This window comes from Neorhizobium sp. AL 9.2.2 (genome assembly GCF_013317225.1).
Taxonomy (GTDB): domain Bacteria; phylum Pseudomonadota; class Alphaproteobacteria; order Rhizobiales; family Rhizobiaceae; genus Neorhizobium; species Neorhizobium soli.
In genome coordinates this window covers 81192-106348 of record NZ_JAALXU010000001.1, presented here as the reverse complement: position 1 = coordinate 106348, position 25157 = coordinate 81192, and the positions used below count along the sequence as shown (strand labels likewise).

24 protein-coding genes and 1 other RNA gene are annotated in these 25157 nt (G+C 60.9%); 16 read left to right on the top strand and 9 right to left on the bottom strand.

The window, feature by feature from the left end; genetic code table 11:
• Nucleotides 1-4: 4 nt before the first annotated feature.
• Nucleotides 5-208 (bottom strand): hypothetical protein, encoded by a 204-nt coding sequence (locus G6K99_RS00515; protein WP_062454178.1) that lies wholly within the window; start codon nt 206-208, stop codon nt 5-7.
• Nucleotides 209-448: 240 nt separating this feature from the next.
• Between G6K99_RS00515 and G6K99_RS00510 the strand changes: the two genes are divergently transcribed.
• The 4 genes from G6K99_RS00510 to G6K99_RS00495 all read left to right on the top strand — a co-directional run bounded on the left by G6K99_RS00510 (nt 449) and on the right by G6K99_RS00495 (nt 7671).
• Nucleotides 449-3010, top strand: coding sequence for a transglycosylase domain-containing protein (locus G6K99_RS00510; RefSeq protein WP_174195416.1), 2562 nt, complete (start codon nt 449-451; stop codon nt 3008-3010).
• Nucleotides 3011-3204: 194 nt separating this feature from the next.
• Entirely contained in the window at nt 3205-5106 is a 1902-nt protein-coding gene (gene dnaK / locus G6K99_RS00505) for a molecular chaperone DnaK (RefSeq protein WP_062578609.1), read from the top strand.
• A 94-nt stretch (nt 5107-5200) separates the two neighbouring features.
• Nucleotides 5201-6337: a molecular chaperone DnaJ gene (gene dnaJ, locus G6K99_RS00500; RefSeq protein ID WP_062454181.1), complete on the top strand. Its 1137-nt coding sequence runs from the start codon at nt 5201-5203 to the stop codon at nt 6335-6337.
• A 155-nt stretch (nt 6338-6492) separates the two neighbouring features.
• A complete protein-coding gene (locus tag G6K99_RS00495; protein ID WP_174195415.1) occupies nt 6493-7671 on the top strand; it encodes a low temperature requirement protein A in 1179 nt (392 codons plus the stop codon).
• Between the two features lie 3 nt (nt 7672-7674).
• Here the strand turns inward: G6K99_RS00495 and G6K99_RS00490 are convergent, their stop codons facing one another.
• A complete protein-coding gene (locus G6K99_RS00490; protein ID WP_062454183.1) occupies nt 7675-7881 on the bottom strand; it encodes a SlyX family protein in 207 nt (68 codons plus the stop codon).
• A 197-nt stretch (nt 7882-8078) separates the two neighbouring features.
• Here G6K99_RS00490 and recF point away from each other — a divergent pair, with 197 nt between their 5' ends.
• From recF to G6K99_RS00475, 3 genes are read left to right on the top strand one after another with little or no spacing between them, the layout of a single operon-like run.
• Nucleotides 8079-9203, top strand: coding sequence for a DNA replication/repair protein RecF (gene recF / locus G6K99_RS00485; protein ID WP_174195414.1), 1125 nt, complete (start codon nt 8079-8081; stop codon nt 9201-9203).
• Nucleotides 9204-9240: 37 nt separating this feature from the next.
• Nucleotides 9241-10029, top strand: a complete 789-nt coding sequence (gene moeB, locus G6K99_RS00480) for a molybdopterin-synthase adenylyltransferase MoeB (RefSeq protein WP_174195413.1) — start codon at nt 9241-9243, stop codon at nt 10027-10029.
• The gene (locus tag G6K99_RS00475; protein ID WP_174195412.1) at nt 10026-10508 is read left to right on the top strand and encodes a GNAT family N-acetyltransferase; all 483 of its coding nucleotides are present in this window, start codon (nt 10026-10028) and stop codon (nt 10506-10508) included. The genes moeB and G6K99_RS00475 overlap by 4 nt, the downstream gene beginning before the upstream one ends.
• Here the strand turns inward: G6K99_RS00475 and G6K99_RS00470 are convergent.
• Entirely contained in the window at nt 10505-11509 is a 1005-nt protein-coding gene (locus G6K99_RS00470) for a D-glycerate dehydrogenase (protein ID WP_092663971.1), read from the bottom strand. The genes G6K99_RS00475 and G6K99_RS00470 overlap by 4 nt on opposite strands.
• 164 nt (nt 11510-11673) lie before the next feature.
• Between G6K99_RS00470 and G6K99_RS00465 the strand changes: the two genes are divergently transcribed.
• Nucleotides 11674-12216 carry an SH3 domain-containing protein gene (locus G6K99_RS00465; RefSeq protein ID WP_062454187.1) on the top strand — a complete coding sequence of 181 codons (543 nt, stop codon included), beginning with the start codon at nt 11674-11676 and terminating at the stop codon, nt 12214-12216.
• On the opposite strand, the gene G6K99_RS00460 is transcribed toward G6K99_RS00465, so the two are convergent.
• Nucleotides 12209-13201, bottom strand: coding sequence for an adenosine kinase (locus tag G6K99_RS00460; protein WP_062578597.1), 993 nt, complete (start codon nt 13199-13201; stop codon nt 12209-12211). The genes G6K99_RS00465 and G6K99_RS00460 overlap by 8 nt on opposite strands.
• 349 nt (nt 13202-13550) lie before the next feature.
• On the opposite strand from G6K99_RS00460, the gene G6K99_RS00455 reads away from it, so the two are divergent.
• The gene (locus G6K99_RS00455; RefSeq protein ID WP_062454189.1) at nt 13551-14495 is read left to right on the top strand and encodes an AEC family transporter; all 945 of its coding nucleotides are present in this window, start codon (nt 13551-13553) and stop codon (nt 14493-14495) included.
• A gap of 25 nt (nt 14496-14520) precedes the next feature.
• On the opposite strand, the gene G6K99_RS00450 is transcribed toward G6K99_RS00455, so the two are convergent.
• Nucleotides 14521-15108, bottom strand: coding sequence for a cytochrome c family protein (locus tag G6K99_RS00450; RefSeq protein WP_062454190.1), 588 nt, complete (start codon nt 15106-15108; stop codon nt 14521-14523).
• Nucleotides 15109-15258: 150 nt separating this feature from the next.
• Here G6K99_RS00450 and G6K99_RS00445 point away from each other — a divergent pair, with 150 nt between their 5' ends.
• Both G6K99_RS00445 and G6K99_RS00440 read left to right on the top strand, forming a co-directional pair.
• Nucleotides 15259-16017 (top strand): 3-deoxy-manno-octulosonate cytidylyltransferase, encoded by a 759-nt coding sequence (locus G6K99_RS00445; protein ID WP_174195411.1) that lies wholly within the window; start codon nt 15259-15261, stop codon nt 16015-16017.
• Nucleotides 16018-16029: 12 nt separating this feature from the next.
• Nucleotides 16030-16893, top strand: coding sequence for a prephenate dehydratase (locus tag G6K99_RS00440; protein WP_062454192.1), 864 nt, complete (start codon nt 16030-16032; stop codon nt 16891-16893).
• Nucleotides 16894-16911: 18 nt separating this feature from the next.
• Here G6K99_RS00440 and nudC read toward each other — a convergent pair whose 3' ends face one another.
• Together nudC and G6K99_RS00430 are read right to left on the bottom strand one after the other, a co-directional pair.
• Nucleotides 16912-17868, bottom strand: a complete 957-nt coding sequence (nudC, locus tag G6K99_RS00435) for an NAD(+) diphosphatase (RefSeq protein ID WP_174195410.1) — start codon at nt 17866-17868, stop codon at nt 16912-16914.
• Nucleotides 17865-18275, bottom strand: coding sequence for an HIT domain-containing protein (locus G6K99_RS00430; protein ID WP_174195409.1), 411 nt, complete (start codon nt 18273-18275; stop codon nt 17865-17867). The genes nudC and G6K99_RS00430 overlap by 4 nt, the downstream gene beginning before the upstream one ends.
• Before the next feature lie 85 nt (nt 18276-18360).
• On the opposite strand from G6K99_RS00430, the gene ffs reads away from it, so the two are divergent.
• The 3 genes from ffs to G6K99_RS00415 all read left to right on the top strand — a co-directional run bounded on the left by ffs (nt 18361) and on the right by G6K99_RS00415 (nt 20757).
• Nucleotides 18361-18457, top strand: an RNA gene (gene ffs, locus G6K99_RS00425) — signal recognition particle sRNA small type.
• Nucleotides 18458-18533: 76 nt separating this feature from the next.
• Nucleotides 18534-20411, top strand: a complete 1878-nt coding sequence (locus G6K99_RS00420; protein ID WP_174195408.1) for a DNA polymerase III subunit gamma/tau — start codon at nt 18534-18536, stop codon at nt 20409-20411.
• 22 nt (nt 20412-20433) lie between these two features.
• Nucleotides 20434-20757, top strand: a complete 324-nt coding sequence (locus tag G6K99_RS00415) for a YbaB/EbfC family nucleoid-associated protein (RefSeq protein WP_062454196.1) — start codon at nt 20434-20436, stop codon at nt 20755-20757.
• A gap of 54 nt (nt 20758-20811) precedes the next feature.
• Here the strand turns inward: G6K99_RS00415 and G6K99_RS00410 are convergent, their stop codons facing one another.
• Nucleotides 20812-21444, bottom strand: a complete 633-nt coding sequence (locus G6K99_RS00410; RefSeq protein WP_174195407.1) for an MOSC domain-containing protein — start codon at nt 21442-21444, stop codon at nt 20812-20814.
• 54 nt (nt 21445-21498) lie between these two features.
• Between G6K99_RS00410 and recR the strand changes: the two genes are divergently transcribed.
• Nucleotides 21499-22104: a recombination mediator RecR gene (recR, locus tag G6K99_RS00405; RefSeq protein ID WP_174195406.1), complete on the top strand. Its 606-nt coding sequence runs from the start codon at nt 21499-21501 to the stop codon at nt 22102-22104.
• 66 nt (nt 22105-22170) lie between these two features.
• Entirely contained in the window at nt 22171-23352 is a 1182-nt protein-coding gene (locus tag G6K99_RS00400) for a lytic murein transglycosylase (protein ID WP_244631364.1), read from the top strand.
• An 18-nt stretch (nt 23353-23370) separates the two neighbouring features.
• On the opposite strand, the gene G6K99_RS00395 is transcribed toward G6K99_RS00400, so the two are convergent.
• Nucleotides 23371-25020: an MFS transporter gene (locus G6K99_RS00395; protein ID WP_174195404.1), complete on the bottom strand. Its 1650-nt coding sequence runs from the start codon at nt 25018-25020 to the stop codon at nt 23371-23373.
• Nucleotides 25021-25157 lie beyond the last annotated feature (137 nt).

Sequence of the window (25157 nt, the reverse complement as noted above, 5' to 3'; positions counted from 1 at the left end):
GCTTCTACATGAGCTGCAACTTCGACAGCGCCTCTCGCGTCAGAAACACATCGGTCTTTCCAGCCTCATAGGCCGGATGACTGAATTCAAACATGCCGCTGGAAAAGACACCGTTATGTGGCATCTCGAGCGCCTGCTTGACGCTAACGAGACCGACCGGAACACGCCGGTCGCCATTGATGACCACAGCCTCAACGATCCTGTTCATGCACTCCCCTCCTCCAAGGTGGAACTCAAACCGATCCGACAGGCAAATTACCGTATATAGAAAGCAACTGTTTTACGTAGAAATCCAGCCTTTTTTAGGCGGCACTCATATTAAATAGCGTCCGATCGGATTTTACATCTCCTTAAATCGCCGCATTTACACTGCAGCGAGATAACTCGGGCGACAATTTGTGAGAACAGCGCATTCAGGATGCGCGTAACGGGGATATGCCGGCTCATCATGGCAGCCAGAAAATCGGACAAACGCGTCGAACCGTCTTTTGGCGGATCGCAGGACAAAGATGACTTCCGTCTCGACGCGGACGACCGCATCATTGGCAATGGACGCTCCACCCGGCGTGCGCAGAAGGCCGAAGACGACTACGACGATCTCCCGCCCCGCAAGAAACGCAAGCAGTCCGACCCGTCCAACGACCGCGACAGGTCTTCGCGCAAGGCATCGTCAAATCGCGGTGGCGACAATGGTGGCTTCTTCGCGCCCCTGAAACGACTGGTTTACTGGTGCGTCGTCCTGTCGATCTGGGCAGCGATCGGCATCGGTGGACTTGTTCTCTACTACGGCGCGCAGATGCCGTCTGCCAGCAGCTGGACCATTCCAGACCGTCCGCCAAACATGAAGATCACCGCGACCGATGGGTCGGTCATCGCCAACCGCGGCACGACTGGTGGCGAGGCGCTGGCGCTGGAAGACATGTCGCCCTACCTGCCCCAGGCCGTCATGTCGATCGAGGACCGGCGCTTCTATTCCCATTTCGGCGTCGATCCGCTGGGTCTGGCGCGCGCCTTCGTCAACAACCTGACAGGCCAGCCGATCCAGGGCGGTTCGACGATCACCCAGCAGCTTGCCAAGAACCTGTTCCTCTCCCCGGATCGCACGTTCGAGCGCAAGATCCAGGAAGTGCTCTTGTCCTTCTGGCTGGAGACGAAATTCACCAAGGACCAGATCCTGGCGATGTACCTCAACCGGGTGTACTTCGGCGCGAACGCCTATGGTGTCGAGGCCGCTTCGCGTCGCTACTTCAACAAGTCGGCACGGGACGTCAACCTCGGCGAGGCGGCAACGCTTGCGGGTCTCTTGAAGGCACCCTCGCGGCTTTCGCCTGCCAGAGATCCGAAAGCGGCCGAAGAGCGGGCACAGGTCGTTCTCGGGACGATGCGGGAAGAAGGCTACATCACTGACAGCGACCTCAAGACCGCGATGGCGCAGCCGCCTTCCAACGCCAAGAGCTCCTGGAACGGCGCCCAGCACTACGCCGCAGACATGGTGGTCGATGAGGTCAAGCGTCTGATCGGGGAGCCGAAGGTCGATGTCGTCGTCGAGACCACCGTCGATCTGCGTCTTGAGGAAGCCGCCGAAAAGGCTTTGAAAGACGTGCTCAACAAGGAAGGCGGCAAGCTGAACGCCTCGCAGGCGGCGCTTGTTTCCGTCGATGCGACCGGCGCCATCCGCGCAATGGTGGGCGGCCGCGATTACGCCCAAAGCCAGTTCAACCGGGCCGTCAAGGCCAAGCGCCAGCCGGGCTCGGCGTTCAAGCCGTTCGTCTATGCCTCGGCTCTCGAAGCGGGCTACAATCCGGACACGATCGTCAACGACGCGCCTGTCCGCATCGGCAACTGGACGCCGGAGAATTACGAAAAGGAATACAAGGGGCCGGTTCCGCTTTCCTATGCGATGGCCCATTCGCTCAACACCGTCGCCGCCCAACTGGTGATGGCGGTGGGGCCTGAAAAGGTCGTGTCGATGGCGCATCGGCTCGGCGTCGATTCCGACATCCAGCCGAACGCCTCGATCGCGCTCGGGACATCGGAAGTCTCGCTGACGGAACTCACCTCATCCTATGCGGCCTTCATGAACGGCGGCTACAAGGCGACACCTTATATCGTGAAGCGGATCGCGGATACGGACGGCAAGGTTCTCTATGAGGCCGACTACACCAACCCGCCGCGTGTTCTCAGCGCGCCGGTTGCCGCTGCCATGAACAGCATGATGTCGGGCGTCGTCCGTGACGGCACCGGCCGGGCCGCGCGCCTCGATGGCTGGCAGGTTGCCGGCAAGTCCGGGACGACCCAGTCGTTCCGCGATGCGCTGTTCGTCGGTTATACCAGCATCATGACGACAGGGATCTGGTTCGGCAACGACGACGGCGCCTTCATGAAAAAGGTGACGGGTGGCGGCCTGCCGGCAAAAGCCTGGAAGGAATACATGACGGTGGCAATGAAGGGCTATACCCCGACGCCACTGTTCGGTTTCAACAGCGGCCTTCAGCTGCCACCGCCCGTCGAGGAAGAACAATCGCCATCGACATCGATTGGCGACATCATTTCCGGCATTATACCGGGAGCGAGCGATCAGCGGGAAGCACCAGCGCCGGATAATTTTCCGCCAGCTCCGCGTGCGCCGGTCCAGCAGGCGGCACCTCGTGGAGAAGCCTCTCTCGAACAGCCGGCACGCAGGCCTCCGCCCGCGACGCGCCAGCAAGTCCAGCCTGCCCCCCCGGGCCAGCCCGATTGCGCCTATGGTGACAACGCGGTCTGCAACACCGGGACGGTTTATGACAACAGACCGCCGCCGCGACAGTATCGCGAAGGCGGTTCTGCCAACCGGGCGCAACCCGGAGAATACAGAGATTACCGCGAATATCGTGCCCCTTACGATAGCCAGGCACCGGTGCCGCCCGGCGATGTCGGCGGCCGTCCGATGCCGCCTTCGGACGTCGGACAAGTCTACCAGCCGCAGGAAACGCGTCGCACGACGCTGTACGATATCCTCATGGGCCAGTAGCCCGTTAGAAAGACAGAAGGAAAATTGCATTTTTTTGCGTGAATGCAGGCGAATTCCCGCCTTGCAGTCCGAAAAACCCGTCCTTATATACCCCGCATGACAGCAGCCGGTGCTGCGAAAATTCCCAGTCGAGGAACTGTCAAAGGAATGCCTTTCACGGGGTTCCGACAGTTCGCTTAAAGGAGAGAGAAGATATGGCAAAAGTAATTGGCATCGACCTTGGCACTACCAACTCCTGCGTCGCCATCATGGACGGCAAGGATTCCAAAGTCATCGAGAATGCGGAAGGCGCGCGCACGACGCCGTCCATGGTCGCATTTTCTGACGACGGCGAACGTCTCGTCGGTCAGCCGGCCAAGCGCCAGGCTGTAACCAACCCAACCAATACGCTCTTCGCAGTGAAGCGCCTTATCGGCCGCCGCTACGAAGACCCGACCGTTGAGAAGGACAAGGGCCTCGTACCCTTTGATATCGTCAAGGGCGACAACGGCGACGCTTGGGTGAAGGCTCAGGACAAGGCCTACTCTCCTGCCCAGATCTCCGCGATGATCCTTCAGAAGATGAAGGAAACCGCAGAAGCCTATCTCGGCGAGAAGGTCACGCAGGCCGTCATCACGGTTCCCGCATACTTCAACGATGCCCAGCGCCAGGCAACCAAGGATGCCGGCCGCATTTCGGGTCTTGAAGTTCTGCGCATTATCAACGAGCCGACGGCTGCAGCACTTGCCTACGGCCTCGACAAGAAGGAAGGCAAGACGATTGCCGTTTACGACTTGGGCGGCGGCACGTTCGATATCTCGGTTCTCGAAATCGGCGATGGCGTCTTCGAAGTGAAGTCGACCAACGGTGACACCTTCCTCGGTGGTGAAGACTTCGACATGCGTCTCGTCGAATATCTCGCAAACGAGTTCAAGAAGGAAAACGGCATCGACCTGAAGAACGACAAGCTCGCTCTGCAGCGCCTCAAGGAAGCATCCGAGAAGGCAAAGATCGAACTGTCGTCGTCGCAGCAGACCGAAATCAACCTGCCGTTCATCACGGCCGATGCTTCCGGTCCGAAGCACCTGACCTTGAAGCTGACCCGCTCGAAGTTCGAAAGCCTGGTCGACGATCTCGTCCAGCGCACTGTCGCACCGTGCAAGGCAGCCTTGAAGGATGCCGGCGTGACTGCCGCTGAAATCGACGAAGTCGTTCTGGTCGGCGGCATGAGCCGCATGCCGAAGGTACAGGAAGTCGTCAAGCAGCTGTTCGGCAAGGAGCCGCACAAGGGCGTCAACCCGGATGAAGTGGTTGCCATGGGCGCCGCGATCCAGGGCGGCGTTCTGCAGGGCGACGTCAAGGACGTTCTCCTTCTCGACGTGACCCCGCTGTCGCTCGGCATCGAAACGCTCGGTGGCGTCTTTACCCGCCTGATCGACCGCAACACGACGATCCCGACGAAGAAGTCGCAGACCTTCTCGACCGCCGACGATAACCAGTCGGCCGTGACGATCCGCGTTTCGCAGGGCGAGCGTGAAATGGCGCAGGACAACAAGCTGCTTGGTCAGTTCGACCTCGTCGGTCTGCCGCCGGCTCCGCGCGGCATGCCGCAGATCGAAGTCACGTTCGACATCGACGCCAACGGCATTGTACAGGTTTCGGCCAAGGACAAGGGTACCGGCAAGGAACAGCAGATCCGCATCCAGGCATCTGGTGGTCTGTCCGACGCCGACATCGAGAAGATGGTCAAGGACGCCGAAGCGAACGCCGAAACCGACAAGAAGCGTCGTGCCGGTGTGGAAGCCAAGAACCAGGCCGAAAGCCTCATTCACTCCAGCGAGAAGTCGCTGGCTGAATATGGCGACAAGGTAACCGAGACCGACCGCAAGGCGATCGAGGATGCCATTGCCGCGCTCAAGGCTTCTGTCGAGGCTCCCGAGCCTGATGCAGATGACATCCAGGCGAAGACCCAGACCCTCATGGAAACTTCCATGAAGCTTGGTCAGGCCATCTATGAGGCACAGCAGGCTGACGGTGGCGCTGCCGAAGCCGGCAAGGACGACGGTGTCGTCGATGCCGACTACGAGGAAATCAAGGACGACAAGAAGTCGGCCTAAGTCTGGTTCCGTTGACGGATACCGCTAGATAGTCGACTAAGATATCCGGCTGCCATCGTGCAGCCGGAACCCTTTCTGGAGCCGGTTACCGCTTATGGCTAAAGCAGATTTTTACGAAACGCTGGGTGTCGGCAAATCCGCTGACGAGAAGGAGCTGAAAAGCGCCTTCCGTAAGCTTGCGATGAAATACCATCCCGACAAGAACCCCGGCGATGCGGAAGCTGAGAAGAAATTCAAGGAGATCGGCGAAGCTTACGAGACGCTGAAGGATCCCCAGAAGCGCGCGGCCTATGATCGCTTCGGTCATGCTGCCTTCGAACAGGGTGGCATGGGCGGCGGCGGTGGCGGCTTCTCCGGCGGCGCGGGAGCAGGTGGCTTCTCCGACATTTTCGAAGACATTTTCGGCGACATGATGGGCGGCGGCCGTGCGCGCCGGTCCTCCGGCGGTCGCGAACGTGGCGCCGATCTTCGCTACAATATGGAGATCACCCTCGACGAGGCCTATGCCGGCAAGACGGCGCAGATCCGGGTTCCGTCCTCGATCACCTGTGACGTCTGTTCGGGTTCGGGCGCCAAGCCTGGCACCCAGCCGAAGACCTGCGGCACCTGCCAAGGGTCCGGGCGCGTCCGTGCATCCCAGGGCTTCTTCTCGGTTGAGCGGACCTGCCCGACCTGTCATGGCCGCGGACAGACCATCACCGATCCGTGCACCAAGTGCCACGGCCAGGGTCGCGTCACCGAAGAGCGTTCGCTGTCGGTAAACATTCCATCGGGCATCGAAGACGGCACGCGCATTCGCCTGCAGGGCGAAGGCGAAGCCGGTGCGCGCGGTGGCCCAACCGGGGATCTCTACATCTTCCTGTCGGTCCGACCGCACGAGTTCTTCCAGCGTGATGGCGCCGATCTCTACTGCGCCGTGCCGATCTCCATGACGACGGCAGCGCTTGGCGGCACGTTCGATGTCGGGACGCTGGATGGATCGAAGTCACGTGTGACCGTTCCTGAGGGCACACAGGCCGGCAAGCAGTTCCGCCTCAAGGGCAAGGGAATGCCGGTGTTGCGATCTTCACAGACGGGTGACCTCTACATCCAGATCCAGATCGAGACTCCGCAGAAGCTGACCAAGCGTCAGCGCGAGCTGCTGCAGGAGTTCGAGGACATCTCGTCCAAGGAGAACAATCCGGAATCGACGGGCTTCTTTGCCCGGATGAAGGAATTCTTCGACACCTGATGGCTGTCGCAAAGACGAAGATTGCAAAACGCCGGCCCTGCGCCGGCGTTTTTCTTCGTTAAAACCCTTATAGACACCGCAATCTGCCCGGCCATTATTATAGAGCTGAACAAGCCCGCTCTGTAGTTGCGGGACTGAAACAATCGAGACCAGACATGACGGACGGTAAACACTACTGGCTTCGCAAAGACGACAAGCAGGCGACCAAGGCCAACTTCCCGGAACTGTTCTTCGACCTGGTCTTCGTCTTCGCCTTCATCCAGTTGTCGGAAACGCTGGCCGCGGATTTCTCGCTCGGGATCGCCGCCGAAGCGCTGATTTTCATCTTCGCGCTCTGGTGGGTCTGGATCCACACGACCTGGGTCACCAATCTTCTCGATGCCGAAATAGAGCCGGTGCGGATCCTGCTGTTCGGCCTGATGTTTCTCGGCGTCATTCTGGCAATTGCCCTGCCGAGGGCGTTTCAGGACATGGGCCTGACCTTCGCGCTCGCCTATTCGGCCATGCAGATCATTCGATCGCTGTTTGCGCTCTACGCCTTCCGACGCGCCGATCGGGCCTCCTATGTCACCTTCCAGCGGATTACCGTCTGGCTTTCGGTTTCAAGCGCTTTGTGGATCGCCGGCGGCCTCAGTGAACAGTCCCTCCGGGTGTACTTCTGGATCGCTGCGCTGGCGATCGAATATATCGCACCGATCCTACGTTACCGGGTGCCTGGGCTAGGTGCCGCGCCTGCGGAAACGCTTGACATCAACGGCGAGCATATGGCCGAACGCTGCGCGCTGTTCGTCATCATCGCACTTGGGGAAACGATCCTCACCACGGGCAAGAATGCGTCCAGTCATCTGGAAAGCAGCTTGACGCCAATCGTGCTGTTTGTAGCCTTCCTTTCGACCGTGCTGATGTGGTGGATCTACTTCCATGACGGGCAGGAAAAGGCAGCCGACAAGGCGGAAGAAAGTTCAGAGCCACAGGCGACCGCGAATCATCTTTTCACCTACGGTCATCTGCCGATTATCGCTGGCATCATCCTTACCGCAGTCGGTGAAGACTTCGCCCTGTCGCATGCGCACGAGCATGCAACGCTTGCTCAGGCTTTCGCGCTTCTAGGCGGTCCGATCCTGTTCTTAAGCGGCATGATCTGGGTAAAGACGCATTCGACAAAGCATGTGCCATGGTCGCATTGTGCCGGCATTGCCGTCCTTGTTGCCTGCTTTCTGCTTGTTGCGAGCCTGACAACCGTTCACATCCAGATGCTTGCGACGGGTTCGCTTCTGGCCGTCGCAATCTGGGAATATGTGGCCCTGAGGCGCTTTGCCCGCGCCGCCGCGTGACGGTCAGTAGTGTGGCGGCCTGGTGTTGGCCGGTGCTTCCAGCGAGGTTTCCTCGAGGGACAGAAAGCGTACGGTCAGCCGGTCGAGCTTCGAGCGGGTCTGCTCGACGACCTTCCACTGTTCGGCAAGCTGGTCGGACAATTCCTCGATGACCTTGGCCTGATGCGCCGCCAATTCCTCCAGCTTCAAAATTCTATCGTCATCGGTCACACTATTCACTCGCACTCGATTTCGGGCATTCGCCGGATCCTTCCGGCTGAGGCTTTCTCCGAGACTACAGCGTTTGGAACGGGAAGAAAACGGCGGGCACGGCCTGCAACTCGCTAAGGGTGATGTCAGTTACAGACCTGCGCTTGCCTTCTTGGCGCGAAGTCCTTAGCTCCTACGTGGAAACAACGCGATACAAGATGGCGCAAAAGACTTTCCTTTCCCGGCTGAAGCTGACCGACTTCCGCAATTACACCCAGGCTTCGCTCGAACTCGACGGCCGGCATGTCGTCCTGACCGGCGAGAATGGTGCAGGCAAGACCAACCTTCTCGAAGCCGTGTCCTTCCTGTCTCCCGGCCGTGGCCTGCGCCGCGCCGTGCTGAGCGATGTGACGCGCGTCGGTGCTGCCGCAGGCTTCAGCGTCTTTGCGGATGTGGACGGGATGGAAGGCGAGGTTTCGATCGGCACCGGCATCGAAGCGAATGACGGCGACGGTGTCAGCCGTAAGCTCCGCATCAACGGCACGCCGGCAAAATCGACGGAGGAACTTTCCGACCATCTTCGTGCCCTGTGGCTGACGCCGGCGATGGACGGCCTGTTCACCGGCCCCTCGGCCGACCGCCGCCGCTTTCTCGACCGACTGGTTCTCTCGCTCGATGCAGGTCACGGCCGGCGGGCGGGCGATTTCGAACGTGCCATGCGCAGCCGCAACCGGTTGCTGTCCGAAGGACGGTTCGACCCTGCGTGGCTTTCCGCAATCGAGGCGCAGATGGCGGGTCTCGGCATATCCATGGCGGCGGCCCGGCACGAGATGCTGGGACTGCTGAAGACGCTGTCTGCCAATCTCGGCGACACGCCGTTTCCAACGCCAGAGCTTTCGCTGGAAGGGTTTCTGGACGGTGCCATGGATCGGCCCGCGGCGGACCTCGAAGATGAATATCTCGCCATGCTCGCGTCAGGGCGTGGCCGCGACGCTGCAGCGGGACGAACACTGGATGGTCCGCACCGTGTCGACCTAACCGTTCGTCACCGCGAGAAGGACATTGAGGCTTCGCGCTGCTCGACCGGGGAGCAGAAAGCCCTGCTGATCGGGCTCGTGCTTGCCCATGCCCGCCTGACGGCGGATATGACCGGCCATGCGCCAATCCTGCTTCTGGACGAGATTGCAGCACATCTGGACGAGGGACGGCGCGCTACATTGTTCGATCTCGTGCATGGACTGGGCGGGCAAGCCTTCATGACCGGCACCGATCGCCACATGTTTACAGCGCTTGCCGATCGGGCGCAGTTCCTGACAGTTTCCCATGGCGGCATAACCCGCTGAACCTGCTTACACTCGATTTCTGCGGTGCTATGATCCCATGATGGAAAACCAGAATTCGGACACGCTCCGCCCAGATGAAATCGAGCGCTATCGCCGCCATATCCTGCTGCCGGAGATCGGCGGTCAGGGCCAGCAGAAGCTCAAGAGCGCACGTGTGCTGGTGATCGGTGCGGGCGGTCTTGGGGCGCCCATTCTCGAATATCTCGCAGCGGCCGGCGTTGGCACGATCGGCATCGTCGACGACGACCGCGTTTCGCTCTCCAACCTGCAGCGACAGGTGATCCACGATACCGGCACGATCGGCGAGATGAAGACACGGAGTGCCCGAGAGGCGATCGCCCGGTTGAACCCGAATACGCGGGTGATGGATTTCGAGGAGCGCTTCTCCGCCGACTGGGCTCAGATGCATCTCTCCCGTTTCCGCCTGCTGATCGACGGCTCGGACAATTTCGACACGCGCTATGCAGCAGCGGACGCGGCGGAAGCGGCCCGCATCCCCTTGGTGACGGGTGCGGTCGGGCGCTTCGACGGATCGGTGACGGTGCTGAAACCTTACGAGGCCGGCGAGGACGGAGAGCTCAACCCCACCTACCGCGACCTCTTTCCCGAGCAGCCGCCGGAAGGCCTTATCCCCGCCTGCGCGGAGACTGGCGTCGTCGGTGCGCTCACCGGCGTGATCGGGACGCTGATGGCGATGGAAGCGATCAAGTTGGTGACAGGGATCGGCGAGCCGCTGGTTAGACGCCTGTTGCTCTACGATGCGCTGGCAACCCGGTTCGATGTGATCAAGTACAAGCGCCGTGCGACACGGACGGCTACCGAATGACTGAGATCGTTCGCATCGACGAGAGTTTCACCGGCTGGGAAGACCTGCTGACGCTCATCCTGTCATCCTTCGCCTACATGGACGGCGTGATCGATCCGCCCTCCTCAGCTCACCGGCTGACGCCCGCCTCGCTCGCGCAAAAGGCGCGAGACGAAATTGCGTTCGTCGCGGTGGAAGAGGGACAGCTTGCAGGTTGCGTGTTTCTGAAGCCTGAACCCGGATGTCTCTATGTGGGCAAGCTGGCGATATCGCCTGCGTTCCAGAACCGAGGTCTCGGCCGGCGGCTGCTCTCGGTGGCGGAGGATATCGCGCGGCAACACGGCCTGCCTGCGCTCAGGCTGGAGACCCGCATCGAGCTTACCGGCAATCACACGACCTTCGCGAGGTGGGGCTTCGTGAAGACGGCCGAGAATGCCCATGCGGGCTATGCCAGAACGACATCGATCGAGATGCGGAAGCGGCTTTCGCAGACAACCTAGTTCCGGCCGGGCAGAACCCGGTTCGGTGGGCGATGGCCATCGAAATACGTGCGGATATTGATGATCACCTTGTCGCCCATGTCGATGCGACCTTCGATCGTTGCCGAGCCCATATGCGGCAGCAGAACCACACGCCCTTCGCGCGCAAGCTTGACCAGCTTCGGATTGACGGCCGGTTCGTTCTGATAGACGTCGAGCCCTGCGCCGGCAATTTTTCCGTCACGCAGTAGCTGCACCATCGCTGCCTCGTCGATGATATCGCCGCGGGCGGTGTTGACGATGATCGAACCGGGCTGCAGCAAGGCCAGCCGGCGGGCCGAGAGAAGGTGGAAGGTCGCCGGCGTCGACGGGCAGTTGATCGAGACGATATCGACGCGCGCAAGCATCTGATCGAGGCTGTCCCAATAGGTCGCCTCCAGCTCTTCCTCGGTGGCTGGACTGACCGGTTTGCGATTGTGATAATGGATGGCGAGGCCGAAGGCCTTGGCCCGGCGCGCCACGGCACTGCCGATGCGGCCCATGCCGACGATGCCGATACGCTTGCCCCAGATCCGCCGGCCGAGCATCCAGGTCGGGCTCCAGCCTTCCCAGTCTCCGGGCTTGTCGGTGAGGATCCGCGATCCTTCCGCCAGGCGTCGGTTGACGGCAAGAATCAGCGCCAAGGTCATGTCGGCCGTGTCTTCGGTCAGGACGTTCGGCGTGTTGGTGACCGTGATTCCTTTCTTCGCGGCCGCATCCACATCGATATGATCGGTACCGTTGGAAAAACTGGCGATCAGCTTCAGCTGCGGGCCTGCTTCCGCGATCAGCCCTGCGTCGATCCTATCGGTAACCGTCGGCACCAGCACATCGGCGGTCTTCATAGCAGCGATAAGCTCTTCGCGCGAACGGGGACAATCGTCGATATTGAGCTCTGCGTCGAAAAGCTCGCGCATGCGCGTTTCAACGGCGTCCGGAAGTTTGCGAGTGATGTAAACCTGGGGTTTTTTCTTCGCTGTCATGGTTTCAAAGCCGCATTGCAATCAGCTGCCATTAGGACGTCCTTAACCAAGGTGCGCAATAGTCGGAGGCATCCAGGGCGTTTTCTTAACAGACCCGTCGGCGAAGACAAACAAAACCTCGCATGGACAGGAACGCTTGTGGAATTTCAGCCGGAATGAGATTCATGCGCAGAACATTCTTTACATCCTTCCTTGCAGCCTCGATCGGGCTCCTCACCTGCCTTTCCGGCGCCGACGGCGCACTTGCACAGGGCGTTGCCAAGGGCGCAAGCGGTCTGCCGCTTCCCCGTTTCGTCAGCCTGAAATCGAGAAAGGTGAACATCCGCATCGGTCCGAGCACGGATTATGCGGTGTCATGGATGTACATGAAGTCGGGAACCCCGATGGAAATCATCCAGGAATACGACAACTGGCGCCGTGTTCGCGATGCCGAGGGCACGGAGGGCTGGGTCAACCAGGCCCTGCTATCAGGCGAGCGCACGGCCGTTGCAGCGCCGTGGATGCGCGGCAAGGGCAAGGACATCTATGTCAACATGCGCAACGAACCGCAGCAATCCGCCGGCCTCACTGCAAAGCTCGAGCCCGGCGTGATGATCAAGATCAGCGAATGCAATGGCGACTGGTGCCATGCAGAAGCGAATGGTGCAGAGGGCTGGATCGCCCAGGCGGAAATCTGGGGCGCTTACCCGGGAGAGGCCTTTAAATAAGGCCTCTTTCCTTCGCCGCCTGCGCGAGCGAGACCATCGGCCGCGGCCCGATCTGCTGAATGACGATGGCCGCGACCAGGCAGCCAAGCTTGCCGCAATCCTCAAGCGAACGATCTGCGGTATAGCCGTAGAGAAAGCCGGCGGCGAACAGATCGCCGGCACCGGTCGTATCGACGAGTTCCTCGATGGCATAGGCCGGGATCGCGATCCGTTCCTTGCCACGCACGAGAACCGCACCTTCCTCGCTCAGCGTGATAGCCGCCAGCTTGCAATCGTGAGCGATCTTGCCGAGGGCGAGCTCGAAATCGTCCGTCTCGTAGAGCGACAGAAGTTCCTGCTTGTTGGCAAAGACGATATCCACGGTGCCGGATTTCATCAGCTCCAGGAATTCCTCGCGGTAGCGACCGACGCAGAACGGATCCGACAGCGTCATCGAGACTTCACGACCATGCGCATGGGCGATGCGGGCTGCTTCGCGGATCGCATCCTTGGCGCGCGGCGGATCCCACAAGTAACCTTCGAAATAGGTCACCTTCGATTCGGCCACCACGTCTTCCTCGACATGTTCAGGACCGAGTTCGACGCAGGCGCCGAGATAGGTGTTCATCGAACGCTCGCCATCCGGCGTCACGAAAATCATCGAACGGGCGGTCGGTGGATGAACACCGTCAGGCTTTGTTTCGTAGTGGACACCCTGGGCACGGATATCATGCTGGAAAATGGTGCCGAGCTGATCGTTGGCGACCTTGCCGAAGTAGGCAGCCCTGCCGCCGAGACTGGCAACGCCGGCCGCTGTGTTGCCGGCGGAACCGCCTGAGGCTTCGACCGCAGGACCCATCTTCGAGTAGAGAAGTTCGGCGCGCTCGGCATTGATCAGGTTCATCGCACCCTTGATGATCGCGTTGTCGCCGAGGAATTGATCGTCGCAGCGCGCGAGGATGTCCACGATGGCATTGCCGATGGTTAGCACGTCGAATTTCGGCATCCGGCTCTGATCCTCTTTCGAATGAATGGATGAGAGAACGGGTATTCGCCTTTAGCCGTGATGGGAAGCAAAAAACGCTGTCGGCACTAAGGCTCCAAAAATCCGCAGCTGTCATTCTCCCGTCATGGTGAGCCGCTAGATAACGATCATCCGATTGCTGATGTCGACCACGGATGAACTGGCGACGAAGCGTTTGGACACCCCTGGCTGGACCGGGGAAGGAAGCGGGGATCAAGCCCCGCTTTTCTGTTTTCGGCTTTCGCCTGCAACGGGTTTGCGCCCGACGCATTTGTCGTTCAGCCAGATCTGCGCTAGACGCAGATAACAGTCTCCTCCGAAAGCCGCCTCCGTGTCGTCAGTCTTCGCCAATGTGCTGCCCGTCTTCATCCTGATCCTGATGGGCTGGCTCGCCGCCAAAACCGGGCTTTTGAAGGCCGAAACCGGTGACGCGCTGGGGGAATACGTCTTCAAGATCGCGGTTCCGATGCTGATCTTCCGGACGGTTGCGGACGCCCATTTTGGCGGCGTCTCTCCCTTCGGGCTGTGGAGCGCCTATTTCATTGCCGTTGCCGTCACATGGACGACCGGGCATCTGATGGCCACGCGGTTCTTCGCACGGGATGCCAAGGTCGGCGTCATCGCGGGCATGTCGAGTGCGTTTGCCAACAACATCTTCATCGGCCTGCCGTTGATCGATCACATGGTTGGCAAGGAAGGGCTTCTTGCCGTCTCGATCCTGCTCGCCATCCATCTGCCGATCATGATGATCGCCGGCTCGATCCTGATGGAGGGGGCAACTGCGCGGGTCGACGGCACACAGAAGCGCACGCTTTCCGTGGTTCTGCGGCAGGTCGCCAGCAACCTGGTCCGCAATCCGCTCGTGATCGCGATCGCGATCGGGATACCGTTCAATCTTCTGGGCTTCTCGATCCCCACGTCCGTGCTGCCTGTCGTCAACCAGATCGCCGCCTCAGCCGGGCCGGTGGCGCTGATTTCAATCGGCATGGCGCTCACCCGTTATCCGATCCGTGGCGATATCAATCTCGCCACGGCCGTTGCAGTCCTGAAGCTTACCCTGATGCCGGCGATCGTGTTCGCCACAAGCCATGCGATCGGGCTGCCGCGGGACTGGGCGGCCGCTCTGGTTTTGACCTCGTCTGTTCCAACGGGCATCAATGCCTGGCTGATTGCCCAGCGGTTCAGGTCCGGACAAAGCCTTGCGGCCTCGACCATCAGCATCACGACAGCGTTCGGCCTTATCACCGTAAGCTTCTGGGGTTGGCTGCTGTCGTGATCGGAATGTCTGCCGCCGGGTGGGATCAGTTCGTCGGGGCGGGAGCGGGTGCAGCGCCGGGTTCAGGCAGTGGCGCAGGGCTATCAGACTGTTCGCGGATATAAGCAAGCAGGTTGCCGCGTTCCTTGTCGTTCTTCAATCCGGCAAAGCCCATCGCTGTCCCCTTCACGTAGGCCTTGGGCGCAACGAGGAAGTGGTTGAGGTGATCGAACGTCCAGGTCTCCGCACCGCCCTTGGAGAAATCCTTCATGGCAGCAGAGTAGGAAAAGCCCTCATGGCTGGCGATCGGACGGTTCACAACACCCCATAGATCGGGACCCACCTTGTTGGGGCCTCCCTTTTCAATGGAGTGACAGCTCTGACACTTCTTGAATACCGTTGCGCCGGCAGCGGCATCGGCACCCGCCATCAGCTGACCAACAGGGACAACTTCCGCGGCACCGCCACCGGCAGCCGCTTCGCCGCCGGCTGGCTCTTCCAGCGCGGCGATTGCAAATCCTTCCTTCTCAGGCGACGGCGAGTGGAAAATCCCCTCCGACGCGATCGATACGGACATCATCACGAAAACCGTGGCAAGCAATGCGCCTACCGACATGTTTACATAGGGATTCATCAGCAAATTCTCCTCACCGGCCCGCCGTCCCAAAGCAGGCACCTTGAATTTGTTTGGAAGCTATGTCTTTTGCAGAGGCCTTGCAACACGATACGCTCGTTCTGCTTGAGACTTTTTGCCACTGCACAGGCTGGATTGGAAGGTTTTACGATGACTTACACGGCTTTCGACCGGACGCTCGTCCTCATTCCAGCACGAATGGCGTCGACGCGCCTTCCCGGCAAGCCGCTCGCAGACATCGCCGGCCTGCCCATGATCGTGCAGGTCGCAAAGCGCGCCGAGGAGGCCAATGTCGGCCGCATCGTCGTTGCCGTCGATCATCAGGACGTTTTTGATGTGGTGAAAGCCGCAGGGTTCGAGGTGGTCATGACCCGTGAAGACCACCAGTCGGGTTCCGATCGCATCTTCGAAGCACTGACCAAGGCGGACCCCGATGGCAAGGTGGAATTCGTGATCAACGTGCAGGGCGACCTGCCGACCGTGGACGCCGATGCCGTGCGCGCCTCGCTCAAGCCGCTGCTGGACAGTCCGCAGACGGATATCGCCACGCTGACCGTCGAAATCACCGAAGAGCACGAGAAGACCAATCCGAACGTGGTCAAGATCGTCGGTTCGCCTCTCTCAGACACGCGGTTGAAGGCGCTCTACTTTACCCGAGCCACAGCCCCTTACGGCAACGGACCGCTCTACCATCACATCGGACTTTACGCCTACCGCCGCACTGCACTCGAGAAATTCGTGGCGCTCGGCCCTTCCGTGCTCGAAAAGCGCGAATCGCTCGAGCAGTTGCGGGCACTCGAAGCGGGCATGCGCATCGATGCCGAAATCGTCGCATCGGTGCCGCTGGGCGTCGACACGCCGGCCGACCTTGAAAAGGCGCGTGCCATCCTTTCCTCCCGCGGTTTGTAACGGATCAGCCTCATGAATGCCTCGACCAACCGCATTTCCTTCCAGGGTGAATTCGGCGCCAATTCCGATATGGCGTCCAGGGACATGTTTCCGGACATGGAACCCCTGCCCTGCCCGACCTTCGAGGATGCGTTCCAGGCGCTGGAGAACGGTGATTCGGATCTCGCAATGATTCCGATCGAAAACACCATCGCCGGACGTGTGGCCGACATTCACTACCTGCTGCCGGAATCGCGTCTGCATATCGTCGGCGAATATTTCATGCCGATCCGGTTCCAGCTGATGGTGTTGCCGGGTGTGGAGCGCGAAGAAATCCGCACCGTCCACAGCCATATCCACGCGCTTGGCCAGTGCCGCAAGATCATCCGCGCCAATGGCTGGAAGGCCGTTGTTGCCGGCGACACGGCGGGTGCTGCGAAACTCGTTTCCGAAAAGGGCGACCGCTCGATGGCGGCCCTTGCGCCACGGCTTGCGGCCAGTCTCTACGGGCTCGACATCCTCGCAGAAAATGTCGAGGACACGGAAAACAACGTCACCCGTTTCGTGGTTTTGTCGCGCGACGAGAAGTGGGTGCAGCGCAACGAGGCGGACGACGTGATCGTCACCACCTTCGTGTTCAACGTGCGCAACATACCGGCTGCGCTTTACAAGGCGATGGGTGGATTTGCCACCAACGGCATCAACATGACGAAGCTCGAAAGCTATCAGCTGGGCGGCAAGTTCGTGGCGACGCAGTTCTACGCGGATATCGAGGGGCATCCGGACGATGCCCCCGTGCGGCGTGCGCTGGAAGAACTGCGCTTCTTCTCCGAAAAGGTCCGCATTCTCGGGACCTACAAGGGCCATCCGATGCGCGGCGCGCTGCAGAAAGGCTGACGGGCGGAAGCGCTCCTTTCAGCGCTTCCAGTCGATCCAGTCGCGCATCAGCCGATAGGCAATCGCTCCCTTGGCGGGGCCGAACGGCTTGTCATCCGGGCCTGCCTCCAGCATCGCCTGCACCTCGGCGCGCGAAAACCAGCGAACGTCAGACATTTCGTGGGCATCGATGGTGATCTCCGTCGACGTCGCCTCGGCGAAACAGCCGATCATCAGCGAATGCGGCATCGGCCAGGGCTGCGATGCGTGATAGCGCACGCGTCCGATCTCGATCGCCGATTCCTCGAAGGTTTCACGTCTGACGGCCTGTTCGATCGTTTCGCCGGGTTCGACGAAGCCAGCCAGGCAGGAATACATACCCTCCTGGAAATGATGGCTGCGTCCCAAAAGGCAGCGGTCGTTTTCCTCATCGATCGTCATCATGATGACGACGGGGTCGGTGCGCGGAAACATCATGTGCTGACACTGTGTGCAGACGCGCTTGTAGCCGCCGATCTTCATTTCGGTGGGCGAGCCGCATTTTCCGCAGAAGATATTGGCGGCATTCCAGTTGAGCAGCGACACCGCCTGGGCGACCTCCCCCTGAAGCTCGTCATCGAGCAGGCCTTCCCGGAAGAGAGCGCGTGCCTCGGTCGGCTTGTAATGGCTTGCGAGTTCTTCATCGGCGATCGTGACCGGGACAGCGACGCGCGGCTCACCGTTCTCGTGATGGCCGAGCAGCACGGCCCGGTCGAAATCCGGCTTCAGCTCCGCCAGCTCGTAGGCGGCAAACAGCGGATCGAGGATCTGGCCATCGTGCTTCAGTATGACCCGGCTGCCGGAAAAGGCGAGGATATGGGTGCCATCGACGGACAGCGCCTTCTCGATGCAGTCGTCTTCCCGGTTTTCCGCCTGCCGGTCGAGCTTGTTGCCGGAGAACGCCGTGAGACTGCTTGGATCGGGATGCGGTGTATCGGTATCGAATATGCTGCTCATCGGGAAAGCTTTTCCATCAGTGTGTTCACGAGGGCCTGCCTCTTTTCGCTGTCATACGGTTCTGCGGATCCGTATCCCCAGATCGGGCCCGGCCAGTTCGCATCGCCTTCGAAGCGGGCAATCACATGAACATGGAGCTGCCGGACGATGTTGCCAAGCGCACCGACGTTAATCTTGGTCGCACCCGTTGTGGCTTTCAAAGCCGCCGCGATCTGATTGACCTCGGCCGACAGGTGCGCCTGATCGGCTTCTGAAAGCTCGAAGATCTCGGTCATGTCGGCCCGCTGCGGTACCATGACAAGCCATGGCCAGCGGCTGTCATTCTGGATCCGCAGCTGGCAGAGATCGAGGGTGGCGATGAGATCGGAGTCCCGCGCAATGCGCCCGTCCAGTTCGAACTCGCTCAAGCATTCCTCCTAATGTTTTTATCTGGTCGTAGTTTTTTACAGGCTTGGCTTGCATTTGGAAGCGTTATTGACGATATGAGCGGTGGGAGGTTGGTGGTGGACGAGCCACTCGCCAACCGGGTCAGGTCCGGAAGGAAGCAGCCCTAACGAGCCAGGCACGGGTCGCCGTGCCAGCCTCCCACCCTCTCATCTTGGTCAGCATCCGGCGCGCTCAGTCTCTGACGGCCGGAATGGCCCGTACAGGCTGGCAGGATTTTCATGAGCGACGACGGGCCGACATATTCCAGCAACCCGACTGCGCCCACGCCTTCCGGCAGTGGCTACCGGGTTCTCGCCCGCAAATACCGTCCCAAGGATTTTTCCGACCTGATGGTCGGCCAGGAGCCGATGGTGAGAACTCTCACCAACGCCTTCGAGACTGGCCGCATTGCGCAGGCCTATATGCTGACCGGTGTACGCGGTGTCGGCAAAACGACGACTGCCCGCATTCTGGCGCGCGCTCTCAATTACAAGACCGCCGAGATCGACCGCCCGACGATCGATCTGCGGATCCCCGGCGAGCACTGCCAGGCGATCATGGAAGGCCGGCATGTCGACGTGATCGAGATGGACGCGGCCTCGCATACCGGCATCGATGACATCAGAGAGATCATCGAGCAGGTGCGCTATCGTCCTGTCTCGGCGCGCTACAAAGTCTACATCATCGACGAAGTGCACATGCTCTCCACGCAGGCTTTTAACGGCCTGCTGAAGACGCTCGAAGAGCCGCCGGAGCATGTGAAATTCATCTTCGCGACGACCGAAATCCGCAAGGTGCCGATTACCGTCCTGTCACGCTGCCAGCGCTTTGACCTCCGCCGGATCAGCGCTGCCGATCTGGTCGGCCTGTTCACGACCATCCTGGAAAAGGAAGGTATTCCGGCCGAGACCGAGGCGCTGTCGATGATCGCGCGCGCGGCCGAAGGCTCGGCTCGCGACGGACTGTCCCTTCTCGACCAGGCGATTGCCCATGGCGCAGGCCATGTGGTGGCCGATACCGTGCGCGGCATGCTGGGGCTTGCCGACCGCGCCCGCATCGTCGATCTGTTCGAACAGATCGTGCAGGGCGACGTGACGGCTGCCCTTTCTGAATTTACCGCCCAATACGAGGCCGGCGCCAACCCTGTCGTGGTTCTGACCGACCTTGCAGACTTCACCCATCTCGTCACACGCTTCAAATATATCCCGGAAGCGGCGGACGATCCTTCGCTGAGCGAAGTGGAGCGTGTGCGCGGTCGCGAATTTTCCGAGACGATCGCCGTCAGCACCCTGTCGCGGATCTGGCAGATGCTGCTCAAGGGCATTCCGGAAGCGGAGAACTCTTCCCGCCCCGCCGGTGCCGCCGAAATGGTGCTGATCCGCCTCACTCATGCCGCCCACCTTCCCTCGCCGGAAGACGCGGCGCGGCGGCTTGCCGACCTTTCCGGTGGCGATGGCCAGCGCGGCGCGCCCAATGGGAACGGCGGCGGCAATGGCGCAGGCCAGACGTCGTCATCGCAGCCGCCGCTTAATGCCCGCGGGATCGATATGCAATCGCAGCGGATGCCGTCAGGCGGACCGACCGCGATGCTGAAAGCCGTGCCGAACGACAACCCGCGCGAGATGCCGGTCGGCCGTGTCGAGGAGAAGCCCGAGCCCAGCGTTGCGGTGCGCTCGCTGGCCGACATCGTCGATCTCTGCTCCAAGAATCGCGACGCGAAGCTGAAGGCGCTCGTGCGCAATTTCGTGCGGCTGGTGAAGATCGAACCGGGCCGGCTCGATATGCGACTGACCGACGGCGGACCAACGACGCTGCCGGGTGAACTCGGCGTCAAGCTGAAGGAATGGACCGGCATCCACTGGATCGTCTCCCTCAGCAAGGAAGACGGTTCGCCGACATTGGTCGAGGCAGAGGGAACGGCGCGCGAAGCGCGGCTGACCGATGCGCGCTCCGACCCGGATGTCGCAGCGATCCTGTCGCAGTTTCCCGGCGCAAAGATCACCGACGTCCGGATCCGCGTGAGCGAGGACGAAATCGACGCAGACGAATTGCCGCCGCCAGCCGTGGTGGAAAGCGCCGAGGGCGATATCCTGCCGGGCGACGACATCGAACTTTAAAAATCAGGAAGAGGAGATCCCGATGCGCGACATCATGGGCATGATGGGCAAGGTCAAGGAAATGCAGGCCAAGATGGAAAAGATGCAGGCGGATATCGCCGCTCTGGAAGTCGAAGGCACGGCCGGTGGTGGCCTCGTCACCATCCGGATGAACGGCAAAGGCGACATGCTGGGTCTTAAGATCGATCCGTCCCTGTTCAAGGAAGACGAATCCGAGATCCTCGAAGACCTGATCATTGCGGCCCACAAGCTGGCCAAGGACCGGGCCGAGGAAATCACCGCTGAAAAGACCAAGGAACTGACCGCCGGACTGCCGATTCCGCCCGGCATGAAGCTGCCGTTCTAAGACGAGATCGGCGTTCCCTCTAGGAACCGCCTGTCGGCAAGACCCGCCTTTTCGCTAGAATTTGGCGGGTTTTCCGGCTTCGATTGCCTCTCGCATATCGGCATGGATGGGTGCGGATAAAAACCGCTGCCGGTCATCATCCCCCAGACGCTTGCCGAATTTAGCCAGCAGTTCCGGAATGGAAACCCTCGTTCCCTGGTACGCACTGTATTCGACGGCATCGCCCGCCGATGCGAAACCCGGCGTCAGCACCCGGCAGTAGATGCCGGGGCGAGCAGCCGTCCTGTAGGCTTTGACGAATGTCGGGTCGCCCATCTTGGCGGCAAGCGTCGCACAGGGCGTGCGGGCGGATGTCGCCTGCAGCACAAGCTCGGCACCGATGCGGAAACAGTCACCGGCGGCCACGTCGCGGTTGTCGAGCCCTTCGATGACGAGGTTTTCGCCAAACGTGCCATCCGGCAGATCGCGGCCGAGTTCCGACTGCCACCAGTCGAGCGTGAGACTGCCTTCGAGCAGGATCGCCTGCTCCGGGCCACCATGATATTTCGTGTTGCAGACGGCATCGCCGACCAGGCCTTCCACGTCGATCATGACCGGAGATTTCATCGGCATCTTGTTGATGCCGGTCTTGTAGCTCTTGCCCGGAAGCTTTTCCGGATGACCAAGGCAGAGGCTAAGAAGTTTCATTCGGCTGGTCCTTCGTCGATTCCGTTTCCCCTGCATATGGGCTAAAGGAGAACCATGGCAAAGCGAGTCACCGGCCCCGAAATCGAAAAACTCATCCAGCTTCTGGCGAAAGTACCGGGTCTCGGGCCCCGTTCGGCCCGCCGGGCGGCGTTGCATCTCATCAAGAAGAAAGACCAGCTGCTCGGTCCGCTGTCGAACGCGATGGGCGAGGCCTATGACAAGGTGAAGATCTGTTCGCGCTGCGGCAATGTCGATACGTCCGATCCTTGCACCGTCTGCACCGACATCCGCCGCGACCAGTCGACGCTGATCGTCTGCGAAGATGTCTCCGATCTCTGGGCTCTGGAGCGCGCAGGCGCGATGAACGCGGCCTATCACGTGCTGGGCGGCACGCTTTCGCCGCTCGATGGCGTCGGACCCGATGACCTCAACATCCGCGGACTGATCGACCGGGTCAGCGAAGGCGTGGTCAAGGAAATCATCATCGCCGTCAACGCCACGGTCGAGGGACAAACCACAGCACACTATATAACCGACCAGTTGGCCGGCATCGATGTCAAGATCACCCGGCTGGCGCATGGCGTTCCTGTCGGCGGCGAGCTCGACTATCTCGACGAAGGCACGCTGACGGCGGCACTTCGGGCACGAACGGCGATCTGAGGAGAGAACATGCGCAAGACACTCATCGCCTTTGGCGCCATCCTTTGCCTGCTCCCCCTACCCGTCATGGCCCAGAACAAGCCCGATGTGGAAAAGCAGTTCCAGCGATGGATCGCCAGCGATCTTGGGCCGGAAGCCCGCAAGGCCGGCATTTCTGAGCGGACGCTGAAGACCGCATTCAGCGGGATCTCGCTCAACTGGAGCCTGCCTGATCTGGTGCCGCCGGGATCAAAGCCGCCGAAAAGCCAGGATCAGAGCCAGGCGGAGTTCTCTTCTCCGGGCGCCTATTTCTCCGAAAAGCGGCTGCAGGGACTGGCGGCGACCGGCCGCGGCCTTGCGTCGACGCATGCCGCAACGCTGAAGCGGATCGAGGCTGCCTATGGCGTTCCAGGCGAAGTCGTCGTCGCCATCTGGGGTCGCGAGTCCGGTTTCGGCAAGGCGCGGCTTCCCTATTCAGCGATCGAGGTTCTGGCGACCAAGGCCTTCATGTCCACCCGCAAGCCGATGTTCCGCGAGGAGCTGATCGCGGCGCTGACGATGATCGAGCGCGGCGACGTGGATGCGGCGACGATGAAGGGATCGTGGGCGGGCGCTCTCGGCCAGCCGCAGTTCATGCCGACCAGCTACCTGAAATACGCCGTCGATTTCGACAAGGATGGGCATCCGGATATCTGGAATTCCGTGCCCGACGCGCTGGCATCGATCGCCCACTATCTTCAGAAGGAAGGCTGGCAGCGCGGGCGTGACTGGGGTTTCGAGGTTTCCATTCCTGCCAAGGTTTCCTGCGCCCAGGAAGGCCCGGATCTGGCCAAGCCGATCTCCGCCTGGGCGGCGACCGGGATCACCCGCGTGTCGGGCAAGCCTTTTCCTTCCGCCGATCTCAAGGCATCCGGCATGATGCTGGTACCTGCCGGCCGCAACGGACCGGAATTCGTCGTCACGCCAAATTTCTACGTGCTGAAGGAATACAACAACTCCGACCTCTATGCGCTGTTCATCGGCAATCTGGCCGATCGTATCGCCCATGGTGCCGGCGCCTTTGAGGGCTCATGGGGTGACGTCGGCAAGATGCTTCGCTCCGACGTGCTTGCCATGCAGAAGGCGTTGGTGGCCAAGGGGTATGATGTCGGCAACGTGGACGGTCTGCCGGGTTTCAAAACCCGCCGGGCGCTTGGCGACTGGCAGGCCAAGAATGGCCTGACTCCGACCTGCTATCCGGATGCATCGCTGAAAACTTGGCTCAAGTAACGGACCACAGCCTTCGCCTTAGTGGTGAAGGTCGATATGCGGCTTGTGCATGATGTCGGAGGGCGGCGGGATCGTCTGACGCTCGATCATGCGATGAACCTTCGGTTCTTCTTCACCCTGATGCAGCTTGCGGATCGCGTCCCAGATTTCCGCATCCATCTGCATGCGCCGCTGATTGTGGCGCACGTAGTCCGCCCAGGTGGCGGTATGATAGGTCTCCGTCCAGACGTCGGGATGTTCGAGATCGCGCATCAAGGCCCACTGCCTTGCACCATCGCGGATGCGCACCCGGCGGCGGCGTGCCATCAGGGTCAGGAATTCGGGGATATCGGCCTCGCCGATGAGGTAGTCGATCTGCAGTACGATCGGCCCGCTGCGTGGCTGCAGCGCGAGGCTCAGAAGTGGCGCGTTGAAGCGGTTGAGCGGATCGAGATTGACATCGCCGAACTGTGGCAGCGGCATGCGCCATCCGACGAGAGCGCCGACGAGCATGGCCAAGCTCGCGATGGACAGTGCAACCGATGCGCCAAAGTTTTCGGAAAGTAGACCCCACATCCAGCTGCCCGCAGCAATGCCGCCGAAGGTTGCCGTCTGGTAGAAGGACAGGGCCCGCCCCACGACCCAGCGCGGGGTGGAGAGCTGGACGGTGGTGTTGAACAGCGATAGCGCGAGAACCCAGCAGGCGCCGGGGAACAGGAGGGCGATCACCGTCACCGTCGTATTCGTGCTTGCGCCGATGACGGCGGAGCTTGCGGCAAAGCCCACGAACGCGAACCGGACGATCCACTCGCTCGAAAACTTTTCCCTGAGCCTCGCATTGGCAATGGCACCGGCGACGGCGCCGATGCCGAAAGCGCCCAGCATGATGCCGTAGGTGAACGGGCCACCGGACACGAGATCGCGGGCGACGATCGGCAGAAGGGCCAGAATAGCGCTTGCGGTCAGACCGAACAGCAGGCCGCGCAGCAGCACATTCAGAATGTTCGGCGACATCGCGACGTAGCCAAGGCCGGCAGACAGCGCCCGCAGCAAAGTTTCACGCGGAAGCGAATCGTCGGCACGCTGCGGTTTCCAGCGAACCAGTGCGTAGATGATGGCGAAATAGCTCATCGCGTTGACCGCGAAGGCGGCGGCAGCCCCTGCTGCTGCGACGATCGCGCCGCCGATCGCCGGGCCGACGCTGCGGGTGATGTTGAAGCCGACGCTGTTCAGCGTCACTGCGGTCGGCAGGATTTCGCGTGGTACGATATCGCCGACCGAGGCCTGCCAGGACGGGTTATTGAGCGCCGTGCCGCAGCCAATCAGGAAGGTGAACATCAAAAGAAGCCACGGCGTCAGCAGGCCGAGATAGGCAAACACCGTCAGCGCAATCGACACGGTCAGCATGAAGACCTGCGCCGTCAGCATTAGGCTTCGGCGATTGTAATTGTCGGCCAATGCCCCGGCGACAAGCGAAAACAGCATGATCGGCAACGCGTTGGACGCCTGCACCAGCGCCACCATGTCCTGCGAACTGGCGATCGCCGTCATCATCCAGGCGGCACCGACGGCCTGGATCAACCCACCGAAATTCGACGCGATGCTGGCAATCCAGATCATTCGGAACGTCGGCAGCCGAAACGGCGCCAGCGTCGAAATCCGATCGGGCAAGTCTCTTCCTCCCATCATGGCACTGTCACCAAAGGGTTATAGACCTGAAGACCACAAATTCCACCCGCGTCATGTCCTAAAATGCCTGATGATGGAGATCTGCCGTCACCAACCCCATCACGGACCGGAGCGAATGCGACGAGTCTTGCGGCGGT